Source organism: Mycolicibacterium xanthum (assembly GCF_019710635.1).
GTDB classification, from domain to species: domain Bacteria; phylum Actinomycetota; class Actinomycetes; order Mycobacteriales; family Mycobacteriaceae; genus Mycobacterium; species Mycobacterium xanthum.
In genome coordinates this window covers 1-12,746 of record NZ_JAIFZS010000043.1, presented here as the reverse complement: position 1 = coordinate 12,746, position 12,746 = coordinate 1, and the positions used below count along the sequence as shown (strand labels likewise).

The following is a 12,746-nucleotide window of genomic DNA, read 5'->3' as shown; positions in this document are numbered from 1 at the left end:
CCCCGCCCCGGCGAACGGTTCTTCAAACCCTTGCGCCAGATCATCGAATCGATCAACGACACCCTCAAAGGTCAGCTCGACCTCGAAGCCCACGGCGGACGCACCATCGCCGGGGTCTGCGCGCGGATCGCCCAGCGCATCCTCGCACTCACCGCCGCGATCTGGCACTACGACACCATCGGCGCCAACATCCACCGATCACTGACCGCCTACGACCACTGACCCTTGGAATCACTCATCTAGCGGTCACCGTTCTACGAGCTCAGCGCCGATTCCGTGTCGGTTCACCGGTCGTGGGAAGTCTTCGGCGAAGGTTTTGCCGGTAGTAACCGCCAGGAGCCTGCTTCACTTCACGGCCGCACGCAGCGCTTCGATTTCAGCGGCCCGCGCCGCCGAATGTTCGTCCCAACTCGGCCAGCGCCCTGGGATGGGCTTCGTCCTGGGCGGCGAACTTCGCGGCCAGTTGGGCGGCTTCCTGCCGGGACAATGGCGCGGCTGCAAGCTTCGGATCGAACTCGAGTTGAAGGAGCGCGGCGTTCGGGTACGCCGAATGGTGGAACACCGCCCACACCAGGCCGAGCGTGGGTCACTGCTCAGCTAGCTTTCGGCGCAGGCGCAGTCGGTGTGGATCGCCGGCCAGTCGGCCGCGCCGAGGAACCCGAAGTTGCTCATTGCCCCGCCTCCCCCGCAATTACGTCAATCACCCTTGGTGCAAAGAATATTCGCTTGTACGCATGTTCATCGACGACATCGAGAATCCCGAGATTCATGAGTTGCCCGATGAGTGCGTTCGCCCGACCGTAGGAAATGTTCAGCCGTGCTTCGACATGGCGCACGGTGAATGACGGATTGGCCACGGCGAGGTCGACAAGTGCCCGGGCGTTGGCTGAACGCAACCTCGACTGTCCGACTGTCTCTGCGAGTTCAATCTGGACGCCGACGAGCGCACGCATCTGGGTTCTGGTCGCATCGGCCGACGCCTGTAGTCCCGACACGAAGAAGCCAATGAACGCATCCCAGTCGCCCTGCGTACTCACTGCGAGTAGACGGTCGCAATACGCCGAGCGACGCGCTTCAAACCACGACGACACCGTCAACGTCGGCTCGCTCAGCACGCCCATTGATTGGAGGTGCAGGACGATCAGGAGCCGACCGAGACGCCCGTTTCCGTCAACGAACGGATGGAGGGTTTCGAGCTGATAGTGCGACATCGCGACGGCGACGACGGGATCGATTCGGCCGCGGTGGTCATGGCCCATCCATTTGATCAACGTGTCCAGGCCCGTCACCAGGTGGTCACCCGGTGGGGGCGGGACAAAGCGTGCGGCCTGCAATGGGTTCATGCGGGCGGTGGCGTCCGGGCGCATGCCGATGACCACCTGGCTATCGCGTAAGCGTCCGGAATTTCCGGCCAAGGGGGTGCCCCGCATCAGCATTCCCTGCAGGTCTTGCAGGAACGCGGCGGTGACCGGCCGGCCGTCGCCGACCCAGCCGAAGCCGTAGTTGGCCATCCGCTCGTAGTTGAGGATCTCCACGAGGTCGGGCGTCGCGGGCTCGTCGGAATCAGCCGTCAGGACCTGCCGAAGTGGTGCGTAGGTGCCTTCCAGAGCCGAGGTGGCCTGCGCCTCCCGACGCAGTGTCGGTGTCCGCAACAGAGTCGGGTCCGGAAGTTGGGCGACCGTGCTGTCCAGCGCCGCCAGCGCAGCGCGCGCATCCGCGACTGCCAGAATCGTCGGGGCGCTGAGCCGTGGCATGTCTGCGGGCAGCGGTGCGGGGACGAACGCCTTGCCCGCGCCGCCGTCCGGCGCGGTGACGTCCACCAGTGAGCCAGACGTGTCGTTTACGAACATTGTCAGGTCCACAATGTCAGCCTAAGGCAACTTGTCTAACATTGTTAGCCGTTTGGGCTGGTCGGCGAATTGAACAAATCGTTTCGCAGCAATCGCGGACCCCGCGAAACGGGCACTCGCTATCCGGCGTGGTACCAGGCGAAGAGCTTCTCGAAAGCATTCTCGCCGACGACGGCCTGCCCCCCGATGTACCGCCGCGACCTCGACGTGACCACTGCCGATAGGCTGCGGCCACTGAAAGCACGAACAGCGGCCGTGGTCGTGGTGCCAGTCGGCGTGCGTGCAGCAGGTCCCGATCAGATGGGGCAACAGCTCTGCCGTGGCGTGCGCATCGCCGAGGGCTGAGTGGGCGTCCTCCAGGGTGATGCCGAGCGCCTCGCAACAGTGCACCAGCCGGCGACGCCGATCATCCGGACGGCCCACTTCATCGAACACAGTGCGGCCGGGCGTTCGGCAATGACGTAACCGGCCCGCTGCAGTTCACAGTGCAGCAACCGCATGTCGAAACTGGCATTGTGCGCGAGCGCTTCGGTGGAAGTCGCCGTCGTGGAAACCGTCCATCCAGAGCAGGCACTCCTAGCCGAGTTACCGCGGATGGTGAGCAGGCCTGCTGTCCAGAGGGAAGCACAACTAACAGAGCGGCTTCAGCAGTATTTGGAGACCGCGCGGCGCTGGCGCCGAATCCTAGTCTCGCACCTTTCAAAACCACTTCCGAAAAATGCGGTCGAGCTGGCCAGCGTCGGCATGAGTCACTGTCAACGTTGGGATCTGGTGGCGTGCGGCCAGCTCCAATTTCCGCTGAGCCTTGGCCATGTAGTCAGGATCATTTGGGAAGCCAAGGGCTTCCACGAACGTTCCGTCGGCGAGCTTCCAGTCCGCGCGAAAGCCGTATCGATTGTGCTCGGCATCGAATGGGTAGTGCGGCTCTGGTTCGTGCATGATTCCGTGGTCGTGGAAGAAGTCGTCGATCTGACGCTCGAGCAGTGATCGACAGAGGTGGCCGTCCTTCGCGATGACCATAACCCCACGGCCCGTGCGAACACCATCGGTAAGTAGCCCCGCCTGCGCTAGCCAGTCCGTCCATGCGTAGCCTTTGCGATCCGCTCCGAGTTCTGTGTGGTAGTGCCTTGTGGTCAGCATGCGGCAGAGCATGAGTAGGTCGGAGTTTGGTCCGGGCATGGGGAGTTGGTCGAGTTGTTCCTTGGCCGGCGGGCCTCCAAACTCGTACTCGGCCTGAGCTTTTAGCGACCATAGGACAGCTCCTACCCATGGTTCGTTGAACCCGCGGTCGTAAAATAATCCTTCACGCGCGTCAGTGCAGCAGTCATGGCAATAGGGGTGGGTGTCTGGAACGAGCTGGACGACTGTCCCATCGCACAGGCGGCAAGAAACCTGCCGGAATCCGGTCGCGGGTGCGATCTTGCCGATCGCGGTCTCGGTGTCGTCTATCCCCCCGGCGCTTGCCGGGGTGCCCGGGCTCCAAACGGCCTCAATCTGTTGGGCCCACTGTTCTGGCAGCAGTGACCGTGCTTCGGATCGGAGCTTTCGGTTCTGCCGTCTGCGGTCACGCCGCCGCAGTGACTCAAAGCTATATGGGTCACGAAGGGGCTGTGGGCACGAGTAGCCTGCTGATCGGTCAGTGTCGATGAGTGGTGAGTCGTCGCCTGTTTGGTCGAGCAATTCGCTCAGGTCGTCAAGGTCCATCCCGAACAGTTCATCTGGCCTCCCCGGGGTCGCTGTTGCCACTTCATTGGCCTCAAAACCATTCCGGCGCAGAAGGAGATCTACGGATTCACACAGTTCCACCGCGGCGACAGTGAGCTTCCCAGTGTGAATATGGAAGGTTGCGAGTTCAAGCGCGCACCGAACTCCGCGGACCGTGCCGCGCCAGGTTACATCGAGCCATCCATGTCTTCCTGGCTCGACGTGGCCATCTAACCATCCAGCGGTGGGGTCGAACGGGAGCTCGATGCCGGCATCTGCGTAGGCGGCAACGGCAGCCGGCCGGTCGTACTCAGAGGCAAGAACGAGCACATTGACGTAGTCGGGTTTGGCGTTGTCTCGTACCGTTGCACCGTGCGGGAGCCGCACTGCCTGTTGGATTTTTCCGAGACGTCCACCGGTTTCGTTCCTGAGGATGGCAAATGCTCCTTGGCGCGTGACCTCCATCTTCGATTGAGACTCCACGTCGACGTTGGTAACCGACAACATCGCCAGTTCTCGAATCAGGGCAGGCCGGAAGGTGCTTAGCCAGCGCACTCCTCGCGCTTGTTCCTTCATGAACCACCGGTAGTGGGTGTCCTCATTCGCCCATCTCCACTCGAGCCACTGTTGCTCAGTGCGGATGACGCCGTCGTCCTCATCGTCCCAGTCATCCTCAACGTCCCAGTCATCCTCGTCGCCCTCGTCATCCTCGTCACCCTCGTCGTCGTCCTCGTACCAGCCGCTAGGTGGATAGAATGACGTGGCCAGCTTCGCCGCGACCTCACCCATGTCACTGAGGCAGCTCGGCAATGCACACGTTTCTCTCGGGTCACCGCCAAACGCTGGTAGTCCAACAAGGGAAGGTTCTCCGAGCCGCGACCAGGCCATCGCCGTCCACAGCGCCGCGCTATCCTCGCGGCCCAGCCGCTCGGCAGTCGCGTGGGAAACCATGATGCAGGCCGCCCATGAGTCGCAGACCATCAGCGCCTGCCCCGTAGGCACGCGGTCGTTGCGTTGAAATGCGACGCCCCATTCCGGACCTCGTCGTTCGAGTTCACAGCACTTCCACGTGCGCGGTTGCGCTGGCGACATCTGAGGTCCTTTCTCGACGACTGTGGCGCCGCTCCACCATGCCAGACGCTCCTGACAGATCTGTCCGTACCCGCCACGGATCTTCTCGGCCTCGGTGGTTCCGGAATGTTGTCGTCGTCGGTGTCGTCGACTACAGGTACACCCTTCCGGGGTGGTGACGCGGTAGCGGCCGCTGCCTACCTCAGCCAACGGCGTTGCGGTGCAGCGTCGACCCGCATCGTCGGCCGAGGGAACAGCGTGGCGCACGATCTCGCTCAGGTCGCTGCCACTCGTGTCCTCGGGCAGCGCAGCGGTCACCGCTGCGGTGTCGACAGCCGCGGCGCCGGACACGCCGGTGAGCAATGCGTTCAGGATGCGGGCGGCGTCGGTGCGGGTGGGGTAGCCGATGGCGTCGAAGCGCCCGGTGCGGATCGCGGCCTTGTCCAGGGTGGCCAGATCGTTTATCCGGCGTCCGACTTCACATGCCGCCGCCGACAGTGGCCTTGCGAATACCCCCAGGTCGAGTTCACGGGCTACAACCGCTCGGCATATTCCTAGTTGCCAGTGGCCTCCCGGTCATCCGTGGTCGCTGTTTGGTCCGCCTAGTTACTGACCTGGTTCCCCGAGGACTTGGTCGCTGTTCGCGTGCAGTCGTGCGACTTCTGCTTCGAGTTCGGTGATCCGTTTCTCCAGTGCGGCCCTGGTCGGTTTGCGCACCGTAGCGCCCGTGGGACTTGTTCCAGTGTTGGGCGGCGGGGCCACCAGACCGATAGCACGGGCGTCGATGATTATCGCCGGTTCGCAGCCACATTCGGCACATTTGGTCGATCCGGTGAACGCTGCATGAACGGTCTTGTGGCTGGCGTGCGCACGGCGCTCCACGGTATGCCCGCAGTACAGCCGGAGCTGCCACACCATCAGGTCGTGGTCGGGGGTGGGTGCTCGCAGCAAGGTGGCGAGCCGGTCGCGCTGCGCGGGCGAGAACGGTGGCGGCGGACAGCACTTGCTGCAGTGCTTCGTGAGCGAACCTGAGACACCGAAGCTGTGAGAACCGCAGGAGCGGTGCGCCTCCTTGAAACGGGCTTCCTCCCGGTCATAGCAGGCCCGCTCGGAATCCGAGTAGTTCATGATGCCTTTGGCCTCGGAGGGTTCGGTATCGAGGTAGGGACGGCCGCACCCCGGGCACACCTGCCCGGCGCGAAACTGCTCGTAGGTGAGCGGCGCCACTTCGCAGTGCATGGAGTTGCGTAGTCGCTGCCGATCTTGTTGGCGTCGTTCGTCTTTGGTGCTTACCGTGAAGGGGGCGTCGAGGTCGCCGAGTCGCTCGTAGGCGTCGAGATCAGCAGACATCCGGGCGAAGCTACTCCGGCGAGGTGTCGTCGTGGTTGACCGGTCGGGGCGACGAGGTGAACGCCGTCGGTTGTGTTTCGCCGCCCGGGACGTTCGGCGGCTGCCAGGTCACACTGGTGGGATGGGTACCGCGGAGCACCCCGCCCAGGTCGGGGAATTCTGGGCCTACCGCGCCCAGCATATCGACGAGGTCGTGCAGGTCGAGGTCCTCAAGCTGGGAACGCAGCGGCCGCCGCGGGTACAGGTCCGGTGGGTCGACGAGAGCTTCGAGGGTCGTCAGGAGTGGGTGCCGCCTGCACGGCTGAAGGTCCGCTGGGAAGCGGTCGATGGTTTCCGGACCAGCGAAGCCCACTGGGACCGCATCTTCGAACTTGGCCGCGGTTTCGATGATCCCTACGATGGTGCTGCGACCGAAGTGTTCGACGCCTTGATCGCGCGAGAAGTAGCACGCATGGAGTACCGGGAGGCCGGCGCCTGCCGGATCACCGACCCGGCGAGGCTAGGCGAGTTGACCGGCCTGGATTCCGCGGTTTGGGCGGAATGTCCGGACAGATTCACCGCGGGTGACGATCTAGTGGTGCCGTGGCCGGTCACCGAGCAGATCGCTGCAGCTGTGGCGCGACGCAATCCGACCCCTATCCTGGAAAATGTCCACAACGAGGAAAACGAAGCGCGCTACCAGGCGATCCACGGCCACCGATACCGGGGTCGTGGAGCGAACCCCGACCACGTGATCCCTCCCGAGATCTGCATCCACGTCGACAGCAAACTCGGCAAGCCACGCCGGGCGATCCTCGGCCAATGGTGTGGGGTCGAGGCGGCCGACCGGTTCGACGAGCTGGTCGAGTTGCGCAAGGAAATCCACCGGGTCGGGCAGATCGCCGAGGCCGCCATCGCGGCGCTACGCAAAGCCGGACACAAACCAGAAGCCGAACACCTGGCCCGACAGCTGGGCACGCCGGTGGAGATGCTGCGCCACCACGACAGCTCGTGACCTAATCGGTGGGGCGGCGGTACGGATTCATCCCCTTGGGCATGAACGGTGCGAAGTCGTCGGGACCGACGGTGGTCGGGTCGAGGTAGGCGAGTCGGTCGACGTGGCCGAGCGGGTCGATGCGGTCGGCTTCGGTACGCACGAACTGCTGCCATCCACGGATCGACGCCGCAGTCGCAGCGTCGTCAGTACTGCTGATGCGCTCGTCGAGCCGTTCAGCGTATTCGCGCAGGTCGTCGGCGTGGCGCCGGCGGGTGAGTTGGTCGGTCAGCCGCCGACGGTTGAGGTCAAACACGTAGGCCTGTTCGGCGACGTGGGCGGCCTGATCCCACGCCTGCTGGCGGCGCAGCAGGTCGGCCTCGCGTGCACGGCGTTCCTCGGCGGCTGCGGCGACCCGGTTGTCCAGTTCGGCGAACAGGGCGCCGAGCTTGTCGTCGAGGCGCCAGCGGGTGCGGTCCGACCACGTCCGGGCCCGGTAGTACTGGCCCAGTTGCAGCGTCAGCCGCCCAGATCCCACTTTGCGGACCTTCAGAGGTACCCGCTGCCACGGGTACTTCGCGGCCGACAACGTGTCGGTGTCGGGGAATTCAGCGTCGACGAGTTCCTCCCGCAGGGCCAGGTCGAACGAACACTCCGGGGTCGTGATCGTGAACCGCCGTTCGTCGTGCGGGTCGAGATCCATCGCCCATCCACGTTTGGTGTTCTCGTCGGCGATGGCCTGCAGGATCTGCCGTGCGCGAGGCATCGTGGGGTCGGTCACCGCCATCTGCATCCGAGCGACCAGTTCGCGCACCTGCGGTGACACCTCGGCGTCAGCATCGGGAACTCGGACTGTCGGTGCCGGTTCGGTCTTGACAGCATCCCTCTCACGGACAAGACGGATCGTGAGATCACCCCGATCACGACCGCTGTGCCGGAGCACGTATCCGCCCGGGATCCGGTGGTGTGCGATTAGGTGATGGAGGGCCCGCCGGTAGCGGGCACGCTGGCGGTCGGACGGCGCTTCGACAGTGACCTGACCGGTCCCAGTGCGCAACTGCTGCAATAACTCTGAGGCAAACCGCTCGGTGTCCGAGCCGGTCTCGGATCCCCGATCTCCGGCAGAAGCCGAATCGGTGGGGAATCGGCCGTGCCGCAGGTAGAACTGGCCGGCGTCGGTGAGTGCGGCCGACCACTGCTTGCGGCGCCGATCCACTACCACCAGTGCGCGCGAGGCTAGTGCGATCGCAGTCGTCTTGTAGGTGAAATCTCGCCAGACACCGTCCGGGCAGCCGTCGCCGATCCACTGCAACACCTCGACCTGACGGTCGGTCAGAGGTTCATTGCGCCGCACCTGCGCAAGCATCGCACCGGTTGAGGTGGACCACCAGCTCAGCTCAAGCGGCCCCAGGTCTCCGGATCGTCAAACGCACGCCCTCGGCCTCGGAGATACCCGTCACGGATCTGCGATTCGTCGTGCCGGTCTGACCGCCGATCAGGCCGAAGCCCTCTTCAACATCACCCACAACGGCGTCCTCACCCGCATCGACGCGCGTGGCCTCCGATGCGGCGAACTGTATCAATGGGGCATTCACCCGCGCTCAGCCGAGGTGGGAAGTGTGCTCGCCGCCGATGACGCAGCCTTCGCCGCGGCGTACCCATTGACGCTTGCCGGGCCGCAGGCCGTGACCGAGCACGCATTGTTCCCGTCGATGAGCGCGGCCGAGAGCCTGCACACGGCCGGAATACTCGTCGCCCGCCGCAAGTCGCACCGCCAACCCCACATCTCCGAAGTGCTCCAGCTATGCCGCGTAGCGATGGAATGCGCCGCGTTGACCATCTGGTTACTCAGCGACCCATCTCGCGAGGTCCGCAGGGACCGGTGCATGGCCGAAGAAATGGAACAGCTCGAGCAGCGTCGCCGGTTCCTCGTGATCGGAGAACAAGACGAGACCGCCCGTCCCACTCGCTACCCGCAGCATCTGTTGGTCGAGAACGCCGAACACCGCCGCAAGTACAACAAGATGCTCGACGACGCGAAGACCGCGTACACCTTCGGCAAGACGCCGTCATTCACCAAGATGATCCGAGAGTCTGCGCAGTGGGTCGACGCTCACGTGCCGGCCCACGACGGCGGAGAGATCGCCAACAACGGGCTAGAGAGCAGCGCCCGTTCGTTCTATTCCTACGGCTCCAGCTTCATCCACGGCTACAAGTGGATCACCGAGTACTCCGGCGGCGGCACGGTGTTCCCGTTGATCGCCGACGCACTCGCCGTGTCGTTGAACATGGTGGAATGCGCGGTGTGCCTGTTCGAAACGGCGTCACGTGCCCAGGCGGTGCGCGCCCCGACAACTCCTGCCTCCCCGAGCGGTTCGAACCAACGATCGCGGGATGGTCCACACAGTTGTTCGCCGCGTAGAGGCGCGTGGAAGCCTGGGTTGCGGCTCATCCCGGAAGGAATCTGCTTGGTTTGGGACCAGAGATAATCGTTCCGGGCACGTGAGAGAGCCCGGCCTGCAGATCCAGAACCTACGAACAGACGGCGGTGCCTATGACTGAGCCACACCCTTCCGAAGCTGACTGCAAGGCCGAGCCCGGCCTTCATCGAGGACGAGTTGTACGAGGATCTAGCTGAACAGATCAAGTCGGGTCGCATCGACTTCAACTACACGTTTGACACAGGCGGCGGCAAATTCGAGCCGGAAACGATCTCATTCACGTGGGATGGAGAAACACATGCCGAATGGGTTCAGGACATCGGCAGCAGCCCCGACCTGTCGCCGGCGTCGAGTGCTCCTGTGTGTGTACGGCTGGGCTTCATGGTTCATAGGTGATGCCGTGTTGCTTCTGTACTACTCAGGGGACATGGGGATTGAAGGCTGGGCCCGTCTGCCAGGTGTTGCGCCAGTTAACGGCCCCGAGAGCTGGCTGAAATTGGCACAGGCAATCGTGGCAGCAATCCGTGAGGACTATTCCTACCTACCGGGTATGAGTGGACAGCAGTTCCACTAATTCTAGAATACTGGTTCCCAAGCAGCTATTGACGCTCACGCGCATTTTGCAATGCAGATGGCCGATCAGGAAATTCAGCTTGATCGCACTCCAAAAGGTGGATTACTTTGTCGCGCATGGCGTTATACGGGTCGACGTGGCTGCTCCCTACAAAGAGGAGCTTACGTGCGCCTCGGCGTCGGGCCTCGGGCTTGGGACCTGCGAAGATGACTGGCCAGTCTGCGTCTGCGCAGCCACGGCGGACAACATACGTCGCGTGCAGCCCCGCCAGTGGGCTGATCGCGACGGCGTCTTCGGAGTCGCCGTCAGCGGACTTGATGGCCAGCACCAGATAGCGGTTGTCAACGCCGCTCGACGTTATCGAACCCTTGTGCATGCGGCAGCGGGCAGGCGTGAAGTACTTCTGGAGACGCTCCAGGACGTCGAGGCGGCGTTCGTCGACGTGGTAGCCGAGGTAGCGCCCCGATCGACGGATGTCGTCGAGGAACTTCTGGGTTTGCTCGCCTGGAGGCAGGAGCTCGAATGCGAGTTCGGTAGGCGTCTGCCGCGACGTCGCAATATCGCGGAACGGGATCAGGAAGTCGTAGCGGCCATCACGGAGTGCGAGCAACTCGGCTCGTGACCGGTGGAAGAACCGGGTCAGGGCGACATCGTCGGTGGCAAGCAGCCGGTCGGTCGATGCCATGAACTCGGCGAGTCGGTGACCTGCGCGGCGAAGCTCCGGTGCGGTCCCGGTCAGCGTGCGCGATTGTAGGTCGACGAGCATGTTCCAGAGTCGTTCGTCGTTATTCGGGCGGGCGATTGTCAGCACTGTTGCACGGCGGAGAAACTCGAGCCTGGCGCTGGTGCGACGGGCTTGAACAGAGTCAAGGTCACCCAGGCCGCTGAGGTCGTCGTCGTCGCTGATGAGATGGTCAAACCTGTTCTCCAATACACGTTTCGCGAGTTCGGGATCTTCGAAGATCGACCCGTGAGCTTGTTCGAGCGCCCGGATCAAGTGCTTCTCGATGCCGATCATGTCAGCGAAGACTGCGAGATCTCGCACCGCTGTCGTCGTGCCTGGTCCAGGCTGGATACTTCCGCGTGAGGCGCTGTAGCGCCAGGACAGGTACCCGTAGTCCTCTGTATCGATTGGGACGATCTCCCGTAAGCGAACCCTGACCGCTTGCCTGGGCTCGTTGGTCGATTCCGCGATGATGGTGGCAGCGGTGTCCACGTCGAAAGTGGCGCTGATCGGGGGGAGGCCCGCTGTCCGGATTCGTGGCCGACTGGAGCTGGACTTGTCGCAGTCTGCCGGTGCACTTTGCGGCGTGCCGATGGGGCGCGCCTTGATTGGAGTAGTGCCGCCTCCGGTGCGGTTCGTTGGTTGGGCGGTGGCGGAGCGGTCCCGTTGAATCTGGCGCGGAAGATACAAGTGTGGGTGGCGGCGCGCGTCGGCTGCGATGAACCGTTTAACGTTCGTTCGCGAAAGGCCGTATTTGGCTTCGCAGTCCGCGTAGAACTGATCGACTGAACGCCTTGGATCCTCAGAGACCGTCGCCGCGCGGTAGCGCTCACATATGGTGTCGATCTGTGATTGCGTAGGTTGCCTTGGTCGGACCGGCTTCTTTCCAGCCGCGGATTTGACCGCTTTGCGGGGCGAGGTCCGTGCGGCCTGCGCTTCGGGCTGCCGGGGCTTGACGCCGTGGGCCTCGCGTAAGCGACGCGCGACGGGCGCTTCGATCGTTGAAGACGCGGACTTAACGACCTCACCGGCCGCACGAAGCTCGGCCAAGATCTCCTTGCTCGTGACACCCAGCTCCTTTGCGAGCTCGTGTACCCGCCTCTTTCCGCTCACATCGATCCCTTCACTTCGCCGTGTGTAGTTCGATGATCGAAGCTATCCCCTGGAGTCATCGAAGATATCCCCTGATGTCAGATGCGGCCGCGACCTGACGTAGATCGTTCACGTCCGCGGAGACCAAGGGTCGTCAGAGCTCTGTGGCACTCTCGGTGCTTGTGAGCAGACCGTTCCACATCGAGGACAGAGCGCGACGCCGCATTGTCGCCACGGGTGAGGCTGTGGACGTAGGCGATGCCAGAGGCCGTATGTACGACATCGACGTCGATCAGGCCGGCTCGGCCGGCAGTGACCTCGGGGGCGCCGCGCAGGCCGTCGATGACCCGTTGCTGGTCGAGCGGCATCGTTTCGTGGGGCGCGATGGTGTGGATCATGAGGAAGCCGGTTTCGCCGGCGCTGAGTTTGAAGCCGAACGCGTGGGTATCGGCAGGATCGTCGGGCAACGTACGCAGTGGCTGCCAGTGGTCAGGCAGGGAGAGTGCTGGTCCACCGGACCACAGGCGGATCTTCATTGTCGCCGTCTCCTCCTGGGAATTCGCCTTATGCAGAGCGACGGTGGGGGTCCGGCTCGTTCCGCTACAGCTCGAACCACTCCAGAGGGGGGCGCAACTGGCCGCCGCTGTACCCGTCGGCGATGTGCTGCGGGATCTCGTCGGCGAGGTCCGAGAGTTCCTCGCTGACGCTGGCTTCGGTCTCATCCCAGACGACGCGGCCGTCTGAATCAATCTAACCTGAATCCCCAATGGGATTGCAGTCGTTGAATACTCACGCCGACACCTCACCTTCATTTGCGACGTTTTCGAAGTCGGTGATCGACAGCTGCCCGAGAACCTGGCCGTCGAGCACAGCGCCGTCGGTGGCCACGGCATCGGCGCCGTAGAGGGCGTGGTAGCCGATGCGTTCATCGCCGCGCAGCTGCTCGTGGTGGGCGGCGGCGGTCAAC

At 63.7% G+C, this 12,746-nt stretch carries 8 protein-coding genes and 3 pseudogenes; 3 read left to right on the top strand and 8 right to left on the bottom strand.

Annotated elements, in window-relative coordinates:
- Nucleotides 1-222: pseudogene (locus JDV09_RS17000) on the top strand (IS982 family transposase); the annotation flags it as partial.
- Between the two features lie 154 nt (nt 223-376).
- Here the strand turns inward: JDV09_RS17000 and JDV09_RS16995 are convergent.
- The 4 genes from JDV09_RS16995 to JDV09_RS16980 all read right to left on the bottom strand — a co-directional run bounded on the left by JDV09_RS16995 (nt 377) and on the right by JDV09_RS16980 (nt 5,975).
- Complete coding sequence (locus tag JDV09_RS16995; protein ID WP_221370317.1) at nt 377-571, bottom strand: hypothetical protein; 195 nt, start codon at nt 569-571, stop codon at nt 377-379.
- Nucleotides 572-668: 97 nt separating this feature from the next.
- Complete coding sequence (locus JDV09_RS16990; RefSeq protein ID WP_221370316.1) at nt 669-1,862, bottom strand: Fic family protein; 1,194 nt, start codon at nt 1,860-1,862, stop codon at nt 669-671.
- A gap of 687 nt (nt 1,863-2,549) precedes the next feature.
- Nucleotides 2,550-4,988, bottom strand: coding sequence for a hypothetical protein (locus JDV09_RS16985; RefSeq protein ID WP_221370315.1), 2,439 nt, complete (start codon nt 4,986-4,988; stop codon nt 2,550-2,552).
- A 243-nt stretch (nt 4,989-5,231) separates the two neighbouring features.
- Nucleotides 5,232-5,975 (bottom strand): hypothetical protein, encoded by a 744-nt coding sequence (locus JDV09_RS16980; protein WP_221370314.1) that lies wholly within the window; start codon nt 5,973-5,975, stop codon nt 5,232-5,234.
- A gap of 193 nt (nt 5,976-6,168) precedes the next feature.
- Here JDV09_RS16980 and JDV09_RS16975 point away from each other — a divergent pair, with 193 nt between their 5' ends.
- The gene (locus JDV09_RS16975; protein WP_221370313.1) at nt 6,169-6,969 is read left to right on the top strand and encodes a hypothetical protein; all 801 of its coding nucleotides are present in this window, start codon (nt 6,169-6,171) and stop codon (nt 6,967-6,969) included.
- Between the two features lies 1 nt (nt 6,970).
- Here JDV09_RS16975 and JDV09_RS16970 read toward each other — a convergent pair whose 3' ends face one another.
- Complete coding sequence (locus JDV09_RS16970; RefSeq protein ID WP_221370312.1) at nt 6,971-7,762, bottom strand: hypothetical protein; 792 nt, start codon at nt 7,760-7,762, stop codon at nt 6,971-6,973.
- Between the two features lie 565 nt (nt 7,763-8,327).
- On the opposite strand from JDV09_RS16970, the gene JDV09_RS16965 reads away from it, so the two are divergent.
- Nucleotides 8,328-9,437 (top strand): hypothetical protein, encoded by a 1,110-nt coding sequence (locus JDV09_RS16965; RefSeq protein ID WP_221370311.1) that lies wholly within the window; start codon nt 8,328-8,330, stop codon nt 9,435-9,437.
- A 2,206-nt stretch (nt 9,438-11,643) separates the two neighbouring features.
- Here JDV09_RS16965 and JDV09_RS27640 read toward each other — a convergent pair.
- The 3 genes and pseudogenes from JDV09_RS27640 to JDV09_RS27635 form a co-directional block, all read right to left on the bottom strand.
- Nucleotides 11,644-11,800, bottom strand: a pseudogene (locus JDV09_RS27640) (translation initiation factor IF-2 N-terminal domain-containing protein); the annotation flags it as partial.
- Between the two features lie 77 nt (nt 11,801-11,877).
- Nucleotides 11,878-12,315, bottom strand: a complete 438-nt coding sequence (locus JDV09_RS16955; protein WP_221370310.1) for a hypothetical protein — start codon at nt 12,313-12,315, stop codon at nt 11,878-11,880.
- A 253-nt stretch (nt 12,316-12,568) separates the two neighbouring features.
- Nucleotides 12,569-12,746 (bottom strand): annotated as a pseudogene (locus tag JDV09_RS27635) (DDE-type integrase/transposase/recombinase); the annotation flags it as partial.